The sequence below is a fragment of the Bacillus sanguinis genome, assembly GCF_018332475.1.
In the GTDB taxonomy this organism is placed as follows: Bacteria; Bacillota; Bacilli; order Bacillales; family Bacillaceae_G; genus Bacillus_A; species Bacillus_A sanguinis.
The window spans coordinates 1-14,463 of record NZ_BOQB01000103.1 but is presented as its reverse complement, the minus strand read 5'-3'; the positions used below and the strand labels follow the sequence as shown (position 1 = coordinate 14,463).

Here is a 14,463-nt window from a genome sequence, read left to right as displayed (position 1 = left end):
ATGTGCAACAAGTTTACCACAACGTAGACTTAGGAGAATAATACGATAGAGGCCCCTGTTCGTTTAACGGATAGGGGCTTTTTTTATGAAGTTAATTAAGGTGATGAATTAGTAAAGGTATTTTGTTGTAGACAGGGAATATGTTTATAGGGATATATGAAATATTCATTATTGCTAGGAGGCTTACATGTGGAACATAAAACACCAAAGCATATTGTTGCTGTAGCAGGCTATTTAACAAATGAAAAAAATGAAGTGTTATTGGCTAAAGTACATTGGCGAGCGGATACGTGGGAGTTGCCAGGAGGACAGGTAGAAGAAGGAGAAGCGCTCGATCAAGCAGTTTGTAGGGAAATGTTTGAGGAGACGGGTTTAACTGTGAAGCCGGTTGGAGTTACAGGTGTTTATTATAATGCTTCCATGCACATTCTAGCTGTTGTTTTTAAAGTGGCATACGTGAGCGGTGAAATACAAATTCAACCTGAAGAAATACAAGAGGCTAAATTTGTTGCTTTAAATGAAGAGAACATAGATGAGTACATAACGCGTCCACATATGAAATCCAGAACGCTTGATGCGATGAGAGCAACACATTTTATTCCATATGAAACGTGGGAAGTGCAGCCATATAATTTAATAGGTAGATTGTAAAGAAAAGAGTAGCTGGTTTGAGATACAATCAAATCACTACTCTTTTTTGTATACTGTTTAAGAAAAAGGTCAAAATAATAATAGTGCTAGTATTGATTTAGAGAACGTTTGTTCTGTATAATATATGATGTATTATATACATTTAGATTACTAGATACTTACAAATATATATATTTGTAGATGATATAATGAAAATAGGGTGTTTTAATAGGGAAGTATAGGCTTAAGGTATACTCTGCTATTGGTTTAGCATAATCTATATTCAATATTTCAGATGAATAGTAGATAAAAAGGGACTGTGATACAATACTTTTTTATCCCGCTATTTGCCGGCTAGCCAGAGTGTTGTGGTCGGATTAAAGTTTCAATTGATACCTTACAATGATGTAAGGTACGTGTAAGAGAAATCGATGGGATGTTTTTTTACAACAAGGTATTCTTAAAGTAAGAGTTATACGCTATGTGGAAAAGAGGTGTTCAAGATGAAAGAACGAGTATTATCTAGGGTGAACTATCATCAAAAAGTTGCATTAAATCCAATGACTAAATTCTTTTATAAAGCCATTATTTTATTATTATTGTTAAGTTGTACGTTATTATTCGTTGGAAATGTGATGATCGAGCAAAGTGATATTAGTAAATTACATGTACCGGCTAAGTTAGAGGTGCCAGAATCATTAACACATGCATTTATTGCGACAGAAGATAAAAGGTTTTATCATCATAACGGTTTAGATTATATAGCGATTGTCAGAGCGTCTGTTGAGAATATAAAAGCTGGTGGTGTTGTGCAAGGTGGAAGCACGATTACACAACAGTTATCCAAAAATGCTTTTTTAACGAATGAACGTACATTTTCTCGTAAGTGGAAAGAGATTTTCTATACGAAAAAGATTGAACGTACATTTACGAAGGATGAAATTTTAAAATTGTATGTAAGCAATATTTATTACGGAGAAGGAGCATGGGGAATTGAAAAAGCGGCAAACCTTTACTTCGGTAAAAAGGTGAGTCAATTAACGCTAGCTGAAAGTGCGATGATGGCTGCTGTCGTAAAAGCCCCTGCTTATTACTCACCTGCACAAAATTATGATAAGGCCGTAGAGAGACGAAATGTCGTTTTGAGATTGATGGAGAAAGAAGGCTATATCAATCATGATGAGTATGTGCAAGCAGTTAGTGAGAAATTAGTCATTCGTCATGATATAAAAACAGAGCGGTCGATGTTAAATCATGCGCGTGAAAAAGCAGTAAGCTAAGGGAAGTTCCTACATAGGAACTTCTTTTTTTGAATAAATTGTGACAAATTGTGACACAATATCGTCACAATTGTTGTATTTTTGTAATTTATGTGAGCGTGTTCATTGCGTGACGTATATAAGTGTTGATATTATGTGTATTGTGTACAATGCTGTATACAGAATATGAATTTAAAGAGGAATGTATATGAAATCAAATAAACTCATGGCTCTTGGTATAGTTTTTTCTATCGCAGTATTGATTGTAATCGGAACAATTGCATATAGCATCATAAATGACAAAAAAGATAAAGGGAATGAGATGTTTGCTTATTCCACACAACAATCTTTAGGGAAAGATGATGCACCAGTTAAGGTAGTTGAATTTGGAGACTTCAAATGTCCTGCGTGTCGTACTTGGGATGTAACAGTATTACCGCGATTAAAAGAAGAGTATATTGATAAAGGTAAAGTGCAGTTATATTTTATTAACTTCCCGTTTATTGGAAAAGACTCTGATTTAGGTGCAGCAGCTGGTGAAGCAATTTATAAACAAGATCAAGATTCATTCTGGATTTTCTATGATGAGATTTATCAAAGTCAAAAGAAAGACACGGAAGAATGGATTACAGAAGAATTACTTCTTAACATTGTGAAAGAGAAGCTTCCGAAAGTTGATGTAGAACAATTTAAGAAAGATTTACACAGTAAAGAAATAAAAGAAAAAGTACGTAAAGATTCAGATCGTGCTCAAAAATTAAAAGTTCAAGGTGCTCCTTCAGTATATATAAACGGAAATCTTGCAAACCCTGATTTCGATAGTATGAAGAAGGCGATTGATAAAGAATTGAAAAAGTGATGAGCTACTCATCACTTTTTCGACTTTTTTCGATAAAATTCTTGCTTCCGTTTTTTTTACATGCTATACTACTTTACATAAGTTATTCTAATATCTTATATTTATTTCATATTTGCGGGTGTAGTTTAGTGGTAAAACAAGAGCCTTCCAAGCTCTGGTCGAGAGTTCGATTCTCTTCACCCGCTCCAAATTTTATTAAATGTTTTTCTATAAATTGTGATCAACGCAGTGTTTCGTTTCCGAGATAAACGAGGCATTGCGTTTTTTAATGTTTGAAAAGCGTGATTGTATGCGAAAATAGAAGTAAAGAATAGTATTCCAAAAGTGAATTGCTAACCAATAGATCGTTACATAAGGGATGACTTCATCTGAGGAGGTGATTAGGAATGGATTTTGAACAATTAAAGCGAGATGTCATTGCGTATAGTAAAACAATTGGTATAGATAAAATAGGCTTTGCTAGTGCGTCACCATTTGAGGAATTAAAGCAGCGCTTAATCCAGCAGCAACAATTAAATTTTCAATCTGGATTTGAAGAGCCTGATATAGAAAAGAGAACGAATCCGCAGCTTCTACTACCTGGCGCAAAATCAATTATTGCGATTGCATTAGCGTATCCTTCAAAGTTAAAAAATGCACCATTAAGTAAGCGTGGAGAACGCCGCGGGATTTTTTGTCGAGCTTCTTGGGGACAAGATTATCATCTTGTGTTACGAGATCGTTTGCAAAAATTAGAAGCATATTTAATCGAAAAACTTCCCGATATAGAAGTTAAGTCAATGGTTGATACAGGTGAATTAAGTGATCGAGCTGTTTCGGAGCGTGCCGGTATTGGATGGAGCGGTAAGAATTGCGCTATTATTACACCTGAATTTGGTTCGTATGTGTATTTAGGAGAAATGATTACAAACGTTCCGTTCCCACCAGATCAGCCGATAGAAGATCAATGCGGGGGCTGTACAAAATGTATTGATATTTGTCCTACAGGTGCTTTAATACAAGGAGGACAGTTAGACTCGAAGAAATGTATTGCATTTTTAACACAGACGAAAGGATTCCTACCGGAAGAATATCGCGACAAAATAGGAAACCGTATATATGGATGTGATACATGTCAGACTGTTTGTCCGAAAAATAAAGGAATGGATTTTCATAATCATCCTGAGATGGAACCAGATCCTGAGTTAGTTAAGCCATTATTAACACCACTTTTAACAATTAGTAATCGTGATTTTAAAGAGAAATATGGAATTATGTCTGGGTCATGGAGAGGTAAAAAGCCGTTGCAACGAAATGCAATTTTGGCACTTGCACATTTTAAAGAAGCATCAGCAATTCCAGATTTAATAGGTGTTATGAAAGATGATCCAAGACCAGTACTTCGCGGAACGGCAGCGTGGGCACTTGGGAAAATAGGTGGAGATGGCGTCGGCGAAGCTATTGAAAAAGCGATGCAACGTGAGAAAGACGAAGAGGTTCTTCATGAAATGAATCGCGGACTTGAATTGTTAGCGCAGAAAAAAGAGTAGATAATATCTCCCTTTTTCATATTGTAATATGGGAGGGAGACGAAATGGTTGTAAAAATAAATATTGAAAAGCAAGTCCAACAATTTTTAGCATATATAACAGAGAAACGAACAAATGTAGATGGTATTGCTGAAGATTTATTACAAATAGCACAGAGAAAGAGACAATTATTCCAAAAGCGCAGTGCACATATAGTAAAAGCAACTGCGGACGTTTCTTTTATGAGGCAATTAAATAATAACAATCATCAAGAAATTGATTATCAAATACATTTTAAATATTTAATTAAGCATAAAGAATTATTTTATATCGAAGAGGAACAACTAAAACGAAGAGTTTGTTTAAATAATAGTCGGGTAATAGGTGATTATGCTATTGAAGTGCCAGAAGCAGCTGGAATGAATGAGACATTAGAAAGGGAAGTTACAAAAGAGAAGTATGGTTCCTATCAGTATAACCGTTTAGAGGCAGTTAAATATGCAGAACGTTGGTGGGATGATCGAAACCCTGTATATCGTAATTTCCCTGATAATTGTACGAATTTTATTTCTCAATGTCTTCATACTGGAGAAGTACCAATGAATGGATACCCTAACATTCGTAAAGGATGGTGGCAAAGGGAGAATCAGTGGAGTTGGAGCTGGGCTGTTGCACATTCTTTTTATTGGTATTTGTCAGGTGCTACAACAGGGCTTCGAGCGAAAGCTGTAGAAAGGCCTGAGGACCTTATTCTTGGTGATGTCATTGCTTATGATTTCGAGGATGATGGTAGGTGGAATCATACGACGATTGTAGTAGCAAAAGACGCGGATGGTATGCCACTTGTAAATGCACATTCAGCGAATAGCCGTCGGCGTTATTGGAACTATGAAGATTCTAGTAAATATACACCACAAATGAAATATAAATTCTTTCACATTATTAATGGGTAGAGATTTTTCGCTCAAGTGGTATAATACGTAGTAGACAAAAAACAGAGGTGAATATCGCGTGGGAGTACATGTTGTTTTATATCAACCAGAAATTCCAGCAAATACAGGAAATATTGCTCGTACTTGTGCAGCAACTGGAACAGAATTACATTTGATTAGACCGCTTGGATTTTCAACGGATGATAAAATGTTAAAGCGTGCAGGATTAGATTATTGGCAGCACGTGAAAATTACGTATTATGATTCAATTGAAGAATTTTATGAGAAAAATAAAGACGGTGAATTCTTCTATTTAACAAAGTATGGAGAGAAAGCTCATACAGCGTTTGATTATAGCAAACGTGAGAAGGATTACTATTTTGTATTTGGAAGAGAAACAAACGGCTTACCAGCTAATGTAATCGAAGAAAATTTCGATCATTGTTTACGTATTCCAATGACTGATAAAGTGCGCTCATTAAATTTATCTAATACAGCAGCTATTTTAATTTATGAAGCATTCCGTCAACAAAATTATCCAGGATTAGATTTAGAAATTGTTTATTAAAAGTCGCCATATGGCGACTTTTTTTCTACAAATAAAAATAAATATGTAATCATACATTTAAAAAAGGGTACATATTCATATAGAATGGTGATATATGAATAAAAATAGATTAGACAGGTTGAGATAAATATGAAGGAACAATATAGTAATCAAAATACCTTTTTAAGTATGATAGATATGGATTTAATAAGAAGAGGATTATTACATGCTATTCAAGATTTAGTATTTATTGTGAAAGTTATAGATGATGAAACTTTTAAATATATTTATGTAAATAAGTTAGGTATGGATTATGCGAAGCTAAGTGAAGAATGTTATGGAAAAACGTTTGCTGAAGTATTACCGGAAGATACGGCGGAAATATTGCAAGTGCAGTATGCAAAAGTAGCGAGTGAAGCGAAAGCACATACCTTTTGTGATGTAGTTAATTTACCCAAAGGCGAGCTACATTATGAATCTTCACTTAATCCTGTATTTGACGAAGAAGGAGTATGCCAGTTTATTATTTGTATTACGAGGGATATCACAGCTCAAATAGAGGAGAAGATTGAGATAGAGGAAAAACAAATGCTGTTTAAGTCATTACTAGAATATAATAATGACTCCATCATATCTATAGATTCTATAGGTAGAATTACATATGCCAATCCAGCAACGTATGAAATATTCGGATATCGATATGAAGAATTAAATAATAAATTTATTTTTGAATTTATTAATAAAGAATATGAAAAAGATTTTCAAAGTATCTTTAAAGGATCCATGCAAGGAAAAGCGGAGCAAATTGTTTCGAAGAAATATGTTCATAAAGAAGGGTACGAGCTTTATATTTCTTTGAGAACTATTCCAATTATTGTGAACGGTGAAATTGTTGGGATATATATTGTTACGAGGGATGTTACAAGGCAAGTATTAAATGAGATGAGAACGGAATATTTAGCTTATTATGACCAGTTAACAGGATTAATGAATAGAATTTCATGTACAAATAAGTTAAATGTTTTTTTTAATGAGAAGATAGATTTTGCGTTTATCTTTATAGATTTAGATGAATTTCATCTTATTAATGATACTTTTGGGCATAAAGAAGGAGATAAAGTATTACAAAAAGTGACAGAATGTTTAAGCAGTATCCAAATAGGCGGTATGCACTTATTTAGAGAACACGATGATCAATTTGTTATGTTAATAGAAAATATAACGAAAGAACGTGTAGAGGTAGTTGCAAAAAGCATATTAAAAAAGATTAGTGAACATTTTGTAATCGAAGAAGAGGACGTATATTTAAGTGCGTCAATCGGAATTGTAATGGCTCCAACAGATGGAGAGGATGAAAAAATATTATTCCAAAGAGTTGATGCTGCTTTGGAAAAAGCAAAAGAAAAAGGAAAAGGGCATTATCATTTTTATTGTAGTGGATTAGATTGTGAGCGAGAACAAAGATTTATAATGGAAAACCAATTACATCGTGCTATAGAAAAAAATGAATTCTTCTTATATTATCAGCCACAAATGAATATTGAAACGAAAAAAATAGCTAGTATGGAAGCTTTAATAAGGTGGGAAAATAAAGAATTAGGGTTTGTCTCTCCCAATCAATTTATTCCGCTATCAGAAAGAACAGGATTTATTATTAAGCTTGATGAATGGGTAGTAAATGAAGTGTGTCGGCAAATACGTGAATGGTTAAATAAAGGATATGAAGTGGTTCCGATTGCAGTTAATATTTCAGCCAGGCACTTTCGCTCTATTACACTAATAGAGATGATTACACGAGCGTTACATAAGTATAATGTACCAGCTCATCTATTAGCGATTGAGGTTACAGAAGGAGCCCTTATACATAAAGACATATCGAAAAGAGTGTTGCTACAATTAAAAGAACAAAATTTAAAGATTCATTTAGATGATTTTGGGACGGGATATTCATCTTTAAGTTATTTAAAAACGTATCCAATTGATACGTTGAAAATTGATCGTTCTTTTATGGAAGGTATACATGTAGATGAACGCGATACGAATATTACAGCTGCAATTATTCATTTAGCTCATACTTTGGAATTGAATGTAATTGCAGAAGGAGTAGAAAAAGCGGAACAAATACAATTTTTGAAGGAAAAGAACGTGAAGTTTGTACAAGGTTATTATTATAGCCGACCTTTATCAAAATATGATGTGGAAAATGTGTATTATAAATGATTGATATAAAAAGTGATGTGCTTAGAAGCACATCACTTTTTATGTGTACCAGGTTTATCATTGTAACCAGATGTAAAAATAGCGGTAAGAAATGTGAGTGATACACCTAAAATTAATAATAATTTCATATTAATATCCCTCCTATTTTTTCAGTTTATGAATCTTAAATATGAATCGAAAAGTATGTAAGGTTCTTGGAAGAAAAGAATTTATTTAAAATGAATAGCAGTGTAAAAACTTTAATACCTTTATTATACAGAATTTTCTTTGAATTTTGGAGAGAATTTTATAGCAATACTGTATATTTCATTTTGATTTAAAGAATGTTTGAGGACATCCTAGCATACCTTTTATAATAATCCGATTGAACAAGGAGATGGGGGAGGAGCTATAATGGATATTCTAAAAAAAATTGAACAGCATCGAGAAGCAGAAGAACGCTTACAATGGGAAGGTACGTTTGCGGAGTATTTAGAGCTTGTGAAGGAAAGACCATGGGTGGCTCAAACAGCACACTCTCGCATTTACAATATGATAAAAGATGCTGGAATTGAAGAAGTAGATGGTAGAAGAAAGTATAACTTCTTTAGTAATCAGTTATTTGGTTTAGAGGATGCTTTAGAACGTCTTGTAGAGGAATATTTTCATCCGTCTGCAAAACGATTAGATGTTAGAAAACGTATTTTATTATTAATGGGGCCTGTTAGTGGAGGGAAATCAACATTAGTTACGATGTTGAAACGAGGATTAGAAACATATTCACGAACAGATCGAGGAGCAATTTTTGCAATTAAAGGATGCCCAATGCATGAGGATCCACTTCATTTAATTCCGCATCATTTACGAGATGATTTCTTTGATGAGTATGGAGTTAGAATTGAAGGGAACTTATCACCACTCAACGTTATGCGTTTAGAGCAAGAATATGGTTCAAGAATTGAGGATGTAGTTGTAGAGCGTATTTTCTTCTCGGAAGATCGCCGTACAGGGATTGGTACATTTAGCCCGTCTGATCCTAAATCACAAGATATCGCCGATTTAACAGGTAGTCTGGACTTTTCAACAATCGCAGAATATGGTTCAGAATCAGATCCACGAGCGTATCGCTTCGATGGAGAATTGAATAAGGCAAACCGTGGGATGATGGAATTCCAAGAGATGTTAAAATGTGACGAGAAATTTTTATGGCATTTATTATCGCTTACGCAGGAAGGAAATTTCAAAGCGGGAAGATTTGCGCTTATTTCAGCAGATGAATTAATTGTAGCGCATACGAATGAAACGGAGTATCGTTCCTTCATAGCAAACAAGAAAAATGAAGCATTGCACTCAAGAATTATTGTAATGCCAGTTCCATACAATTTACGAGTGAGTGAAGAAGAACATATTTATGAAAAAATGATTCGTGAAAGTGATGTATCCAATGTTCATATTGCACCACACACACTTCGCGTTGCAGCAATGTTTACGATTTTAACTCGTTTAAAAGATCCGAAGCGTCCGGATATTGATTTAATTAAAAAGATGCGTTTATATGATGGAGAAACGGTAGAAGGTTATAATGCGATTGATGTAGAGGAGTTGCAACGTGAATATCAAGATGAAGGTATGAGAGGTATTGACCCTCGTTATGTCATTAATCGAATTTCCTCTACAATTATTCGAAAAGAGGTACCATCTATTAACGCATTAGATGTACTTAGATCGCTCAAAGACGGGTTGGATCAGCATCCGTCAATTAGTAATGAAGATCGAGAGCGTTATATGAATTTCATCTCATTAGCGAGAAAAGAATATGATGAAATTGCGAAGAAAGAAGTACAAAAAGCATTTGTGTATTCATATGAAGAATCAGCGAAGACACTTATGGATAATTACTTAGATAACGTCGAAGCATATTGTAATAAATCGAAATTACGTGATCCATTAACAGGTGAAGAAATGAGTCCAGATGAAAAGCTAATGCGCTCAATTGAAGAGCAAATTGGAATTTCAGAAAATGCTAAGAAAGCATTCCGTGAAGAAATTTTAATTCGCATTTCTGCGTATGCGCGTAAAGGAAAACGTTTTGACTATAATTCACATGAACGTCTTCGCGAAGCGATTCAGAAAAAACTATTTGCTGATTTAAAAGATATAGTGAAAATTACAACATCAACGAAAACGCCAGACGAAAATCAGCTTAAGAAAATCAATGATGTTGTTGCACGCTTAATTGATGAGCACGGCTATAATTCTTCATCTGCGAATGAATTGTTACGCTATGTAGGTAGTCTGCTAAACCGATAGTTTGATAACAAAACGCTGTCTCTTGTATTTTGCGGGACAGCGTTTTATTATCCTTTTATATGTGTATAAAGTGTTTAATCAGTGGGGGTTTTGTCCATCTCAACGGATTATTAGTCCACACCAATCGGGAATTAACGGAAAGTCATTTCCCCGCCTAACTTACTCGCATTTGCTAAATTTTGAGGTGGGAGTCTTACTGCCTGAAAAATAGCGGGATAATGTGTCATACCTTGTCCAAATGTAATAAATTAAGATGCAATTTCATGAATTTATTGTCAATTATTTTTACAATATGCATATGATAGAGTAACCAACCATTCATACGAAAAAAGCCAACACAATACAATATGTTGCAAAGTGTAAATGTGTGCAACTATGCATTGTGTTTCTTTCTTATCATCGGCTGAATATTTCTTTCTATTATGTGAGTGGAAAAATTTTGTTTAGAATGCTCGGGATATTGTATGAAAACGTTATATATGTTTATGGGATGATTTTCGATGGGCAGTTACCTGTCACATTCTAGCTGGCACATTACAAAACAAAATTTCTAGCTTGCTGTTCATATAGAAAGACAATTACAGTAAGGAGGGAAAGAAATGGGTGAAGAAAATCAACCAAATTATACGATTTCACAGGAAAACTGGTCCCTCCATCGCAAAGGATATGACGACCAACAACGCCATCAAGAAAAAGTACAAGAGGCAATTAAGAATAATTTACCCGACCTTGTAACAGAAGAAAGTATAGTGATGTCTAATGGCAAGGATGTTGTAAAAATACCAATTCGTTCTCTAGATGAATATAAGATTAGATACAATTATGATAAAAATAAACATGTTGGGCAAGGAAATGGTGATAGCAAAGTTGGTGATGTCGTTGCGAGAGATGGATCAGGTGGTCAAAAGCAAAAAGGACCAGGAAAAGGGCAAGGAGCAGGGGATGCGGCTGGAGAAGATTATTATGAAGCTGAAGTCTCTATTTTAGAATTAGAGCAAGCGTTTTTTAAAGAGTTAGAGCTCCCTAATTTAAAAAGAAAAGAAATGGATGAAAATCGGATTGAACATATTGAATTTAATGATATTAGAAAAACTGGACTGTGGGGAAACATCGATAAGAAAAGAACGATGATATCCGCATATAAACGAAATGCGATGCGTGGTAAAGCATCTTTTCATCCGATTCACCAAGAAGACTTAAAGTTCCGTACTTGGAATGAAGTGTTAAAACCAGATTCAAAAGCTGTTGTATTAGCGATGATGGATACGAGTGGATCGATGGGGATATGGGAGAAATATATGGCACGTAGCTTCTTTTTCTGGATGACGAGATTTCTACGAACGAAATATGAAACAGTAGATATTGAGTTTATTGCCCATCATACGGAGGCAAAAGTAGTTCCAGAGGAAGAGTTTTTCTCAAAAGGAGAAAGTGGCGGAACGATATGTTCTTCTGTATACAAAAAGGCACTCGAGCTAATTGATAATAAATACTCACCAGACCGCTATAATATTTATCCATTCCATTTTTCAGACGGTGATAATTTAACATCAGATAATGCTAGATGTGTAAAGCTTGTTGAAGAGTTAATGAAGAAGTGTAACATGTTTGGATATGGGGAAGTGAACCAGTACAACCGCCACAGTACCCTCATGTCAGCCTACAAAAATATTAAAGATGAGAATTTTAGATATTATATTTTAAAGCAAAAAGCAGACGTATTCCATGCGATGAAGAGCTTTTTTAAAGAAGAATCCGGAGAAAAAATGGCATAACCTCTTAAAAAGGGGTTATTTTTTTGTTAACTTTTTATTTTTTTAGTTGACAATGATAATGAAAATCATTATCATTTATTCGAGATATGATTACATTTAGATTTATATATTTTGGAGGAGATGTAAGGTTGAAAAAAAATAAAAGAAAACATATAAATGCGATGATTATCGCTGCTGCGTTATCACTTCCATTTGCCACGTATTCAACGCCTGCTTTAGCGGCAGTAGCAATTGAGGCGAACAAAACTGGACATGCTTTAGAAGATGGTACATATGATGCTATTATTAAGGCATACAAAGATAAAACGAATGAAGAGTCTATGGCAGCTGTTTATATAAAAAATCCTAAATTGACAATTGAGAACGGAAAGAAAATTGTAACGGCAACGTTAAGTGATAGTGATTTCTTTCAATACTTGAAAACAGAGGATATTCATACTCCAGGTGTGTTCCATGATGTAAAAGTAATATCAGAAGATAAAAAGAAAAATGGAACGAAAGTAATCCAGTTTGAAGTAGGAGAATTAGGAAAGAGATATAATATGCAAATGCATATTTATATTCCGACAATGGCCTATGATAATAAGTATCAAGTGCAATTTGAAGTAAATACATTGAATTTAGAGAACAATGTTCCAGAAGAACAAAAGGAAAATAAAGAGGATAAAGTAGATCAACAAGATGCGAATGTAATAGTAGATAAGCAATTACAAAGGCATATTAATAAATATAATTTGAATAGAGAGAATCTAAATACGCCAATAACTAAGGAAGATTTATTAAAAGTTAAATCTTTAATAGTCGTTGAAGCTAAAAGTAAAGGAATAAAAAACGTAAGTGGTTTGGAATATATGACGAACTTAGAAAACTTAACGTTAGAAGAAGTTAAGTTAGAAAATATACAGTTTATCTCGAATTTGAGAGAATTAAAATCGTTAAGTATAACCTATGGTGAACTTGAAAATATTGGACCTTTGGCTGAATTAGAGCATATTGAAAATTTAAGTTTAAGAAACAATAAAATTTCAGATTTGAGTCCATTGAGCCAAATGCAGAAGATTAAAATGTTAGATTTAAATAGTAATTATATAAAAGATATAACATCATTGTTTACAGTCACTTCGTTAAGGACTTTAACTCTTGCAAATAATCAAATTAGTAATGCTAATCTTGCTGGAATTGAGCAATTAAAAAATGTAAAGAAGTTATCTTTAAGTAATAACGGACTTACTAATATAGAGCAAATTACCCCAATGAAAAAAATAGCGGATTTAGATCTTTCTAAAAATGAATTAAAAAACATAGAACCTTTATCAAGCTTATCTACTGTACAATCACTTAATTTAGAAGAAAACTATATTTCAGATATAACGCCACTTAGTCAATTAACAGGTTTATATGATTTAAAGCTAGGTTCAAATGAAATCCGTGATGTTAGGCCGGTTCAAGAGTTAGGAAAAAGAATGTATGTTGATATTCAAAGACAAAAAGTTTTTCTAGATGAAGTAAGTGTAGATGAAGAAATAAAAATTCCAATATACAATCTTAAAGGAGAAACACTTCAAAATATAGATTTTAAAAGTGAGGAGGCTACTCTAAATAACGGGTTTATAAAATGGAATAGTCCTGGAGAAAAAATATATGAATTTAATCTAGATACTAATTCAGCTGGAAATAAAATAAGATTTAATGGGAAGGTTATACAAACTATAGTTGAAAAACAAAAAGAAAGTAAAAATGTAATATTAGACAAAAAGTTACAACAACATATTAATAAAAAAAATCTTGGTAGAGAAAATCTTGATACCCCTATATCAAAAGAGGATTTATTACAGATTAGAACATTAGAAATACTTAAAGAAAAAGGAAAAGAGATAAAAGATATAACTGGTTTAGAATACATGACGAACTTAGAAAAACTTACTTTAGAAGGAGTAGGCTTGAAAAATATTGAGTTTATCTCAAACTTAAAACAATTGAATACTGTGAATGTATCACATAATCAAATTGAAGATATAACGCCATTATCTTCATTAAAAAACTTACAGTGGTTAAATCTTACAGACAATCGCATTAAAGATGTATCGGTTCTTGGCTCAATGTTAGACTTATTTAGTTTAAAATTAGCGGGGAATGAGATTCGTGATGTAAGACCGTTAATACAATTATCCCAGTGGTTTACAATTGATGTCGGAAGACAAAATATTATTTTAAATGATGCAATAGTAAACGAAGAAATTCAAGTTCCTATATATGATTTAGAAGGAGAAGCTATTGAGAATATTAAATTGACAAGTGAGGGAGGAATACTAAATAACGGAGTAATAAAATGGAGTACCCCAGGAGAAAAGGTATATAAATTTGATTTAGATTCTGACGAAACTAGTATAATATTTAACGGCACAGTTATACAGAATATAATTGAAAAAGAACCTGCAAAAGAA

General features: G+C 33.5%; 10 protein-coding genes and 1 tRNA gene. All 11 read left to right on the top strand.

All coding sequences use genetic code 11. The annotated features are described in order from the left end of the window. The first annotated feature begins 189 nt into the window (after nucleotides 1-189). The gene (locus KI369_RS12935; protein WP_212956212.1) at nucleotides 190-651 is read left to right on the top strand and encodes an NUDIX hydrolase; all 462 of its coding nucleotides are present in this window, start codon (nucleotides 190-192) and stop codon (nucleotides 649-651) included. A gap of 482 nt (nucleotides 652-1,133) precedes the next feature. Beyond that, nucleotides 1,134-1,910 carry a transglycosylase domain-containing protein gene (locus tag KI369_RS12930; protein ID WP_212956211.1) on the top strand — a complete coding sequence of 259 codons (777 nt, stop codon included), beginning with the start codon at nucleotides 1,134-1,136 and terminating at the stop codon, nucleotides 1,908-1,910. A 187-nt stretch (nucleotides 1,911-2,097) separates the two neighbouring features. Continuing rightward, nucleotides 2,098-2,748, top strand: a complete 651-nt coding sequence (locus KI369_RS12925; protein ID WP_151635548.1) for a DsbA family protein — start codon at nucleotides 2,098-2,100, stop codon at nucleotides 2,746-2,748. Between the two features lie 114 nt (nucleotides 2,749-2,862). Continuing rightward, nucleotides 2,863-2,936 (top strand) — tRNA-Gly (locus tag KI369_RS12920). Nucleotides 2,937-3,134: 198 nt separating this feature from the next. After that, nucleotides 3,135-4,277 (top strand): tRNA epoxyqueuosine(34) reductase QueG, encoded by a 1,143-nt coding sequence (queG, locus tag KI369_RS12915; protein WP_212956210.1) that lies wholly within the window; start codon nucleotides 3,135-3,137, stop codon nucleotides 4,275-4,277. Nucleotides 4,278-4,321: 44 nt separating this feature from the next. Beyond that, nucleotides 4,322-5,209, top strand: a complete 888-nt coding sequence (locus tag KI369_RS12910) for an amidase domain-containing protein (RefSeq protein ID WP_212956209.1) — start codon at nucleotides 4,322-4,324, stop codon at nucleotides 5,207-5,209. Between the two features lie 58 nt (nucleotides 5,210-5,267). Then, the gene (gene trmL, locus KI369_RS12905) at nucleotides 5,268-5,756 is read left to right on the top strand and encodes a tRNA (uridine(34)/cytosine(34)/5-carboxymethylaminomethyluridine(34)-2'-O)-methyltransferase TrmL (protein WP_000538147.1); all 489 of its coding nucleotides are present in this window, start codon (nucleotides 5,268-5,270) and stop codon (nucleotides 5,754-5,756) included. 129 nt (nucleotides 5,757-5,885) lie between these two features. Then, complete coding sequence (locus tag KI369_RS12900) at nucleotides 5,886-7,955, top strand: sensor domain-containing protein (RefSeq protein WP_212956208.1); 2,070 nt, start codon at nucleotides 5,886-5,888, stop codon at nucleotides 7,953-7,955. Nucleotides 7,956-8,348: 393 nt separating this feature from the next. Further along, entirely contained in the window at nucleotides 8,349-10,244 is a 1,896-nt protein-coding gene (locus tag KI369_RS12895; protein WP_000353282.1) for a PrkA family serine protein kinase, read from the top strand. 599 nt (nucleotides 10,245-10,843) lie between these two features. Then, complete coding sequence (yhbH, locus tag KI369_RS12890) at nucleotides 10,844-12,019, top strand: sporulation protein YhbH (RefSeq protein WP_212956207.1); 1,176 nt, start codon at nucleotides 10,844-10,846, stop codon at nucleotides 12,017-12,019. Nucleotides 12,020-12,147: 128 nt separating this feature from the next. Beyond that, on the top strand, nucleotides 12,148-14,463 hold a 2,316-nt coding region (locus KI369_RS12885; RefSeq protein ID WP_212956206.1), incomplete at its 3' end, for an NEAT domain-containing protein.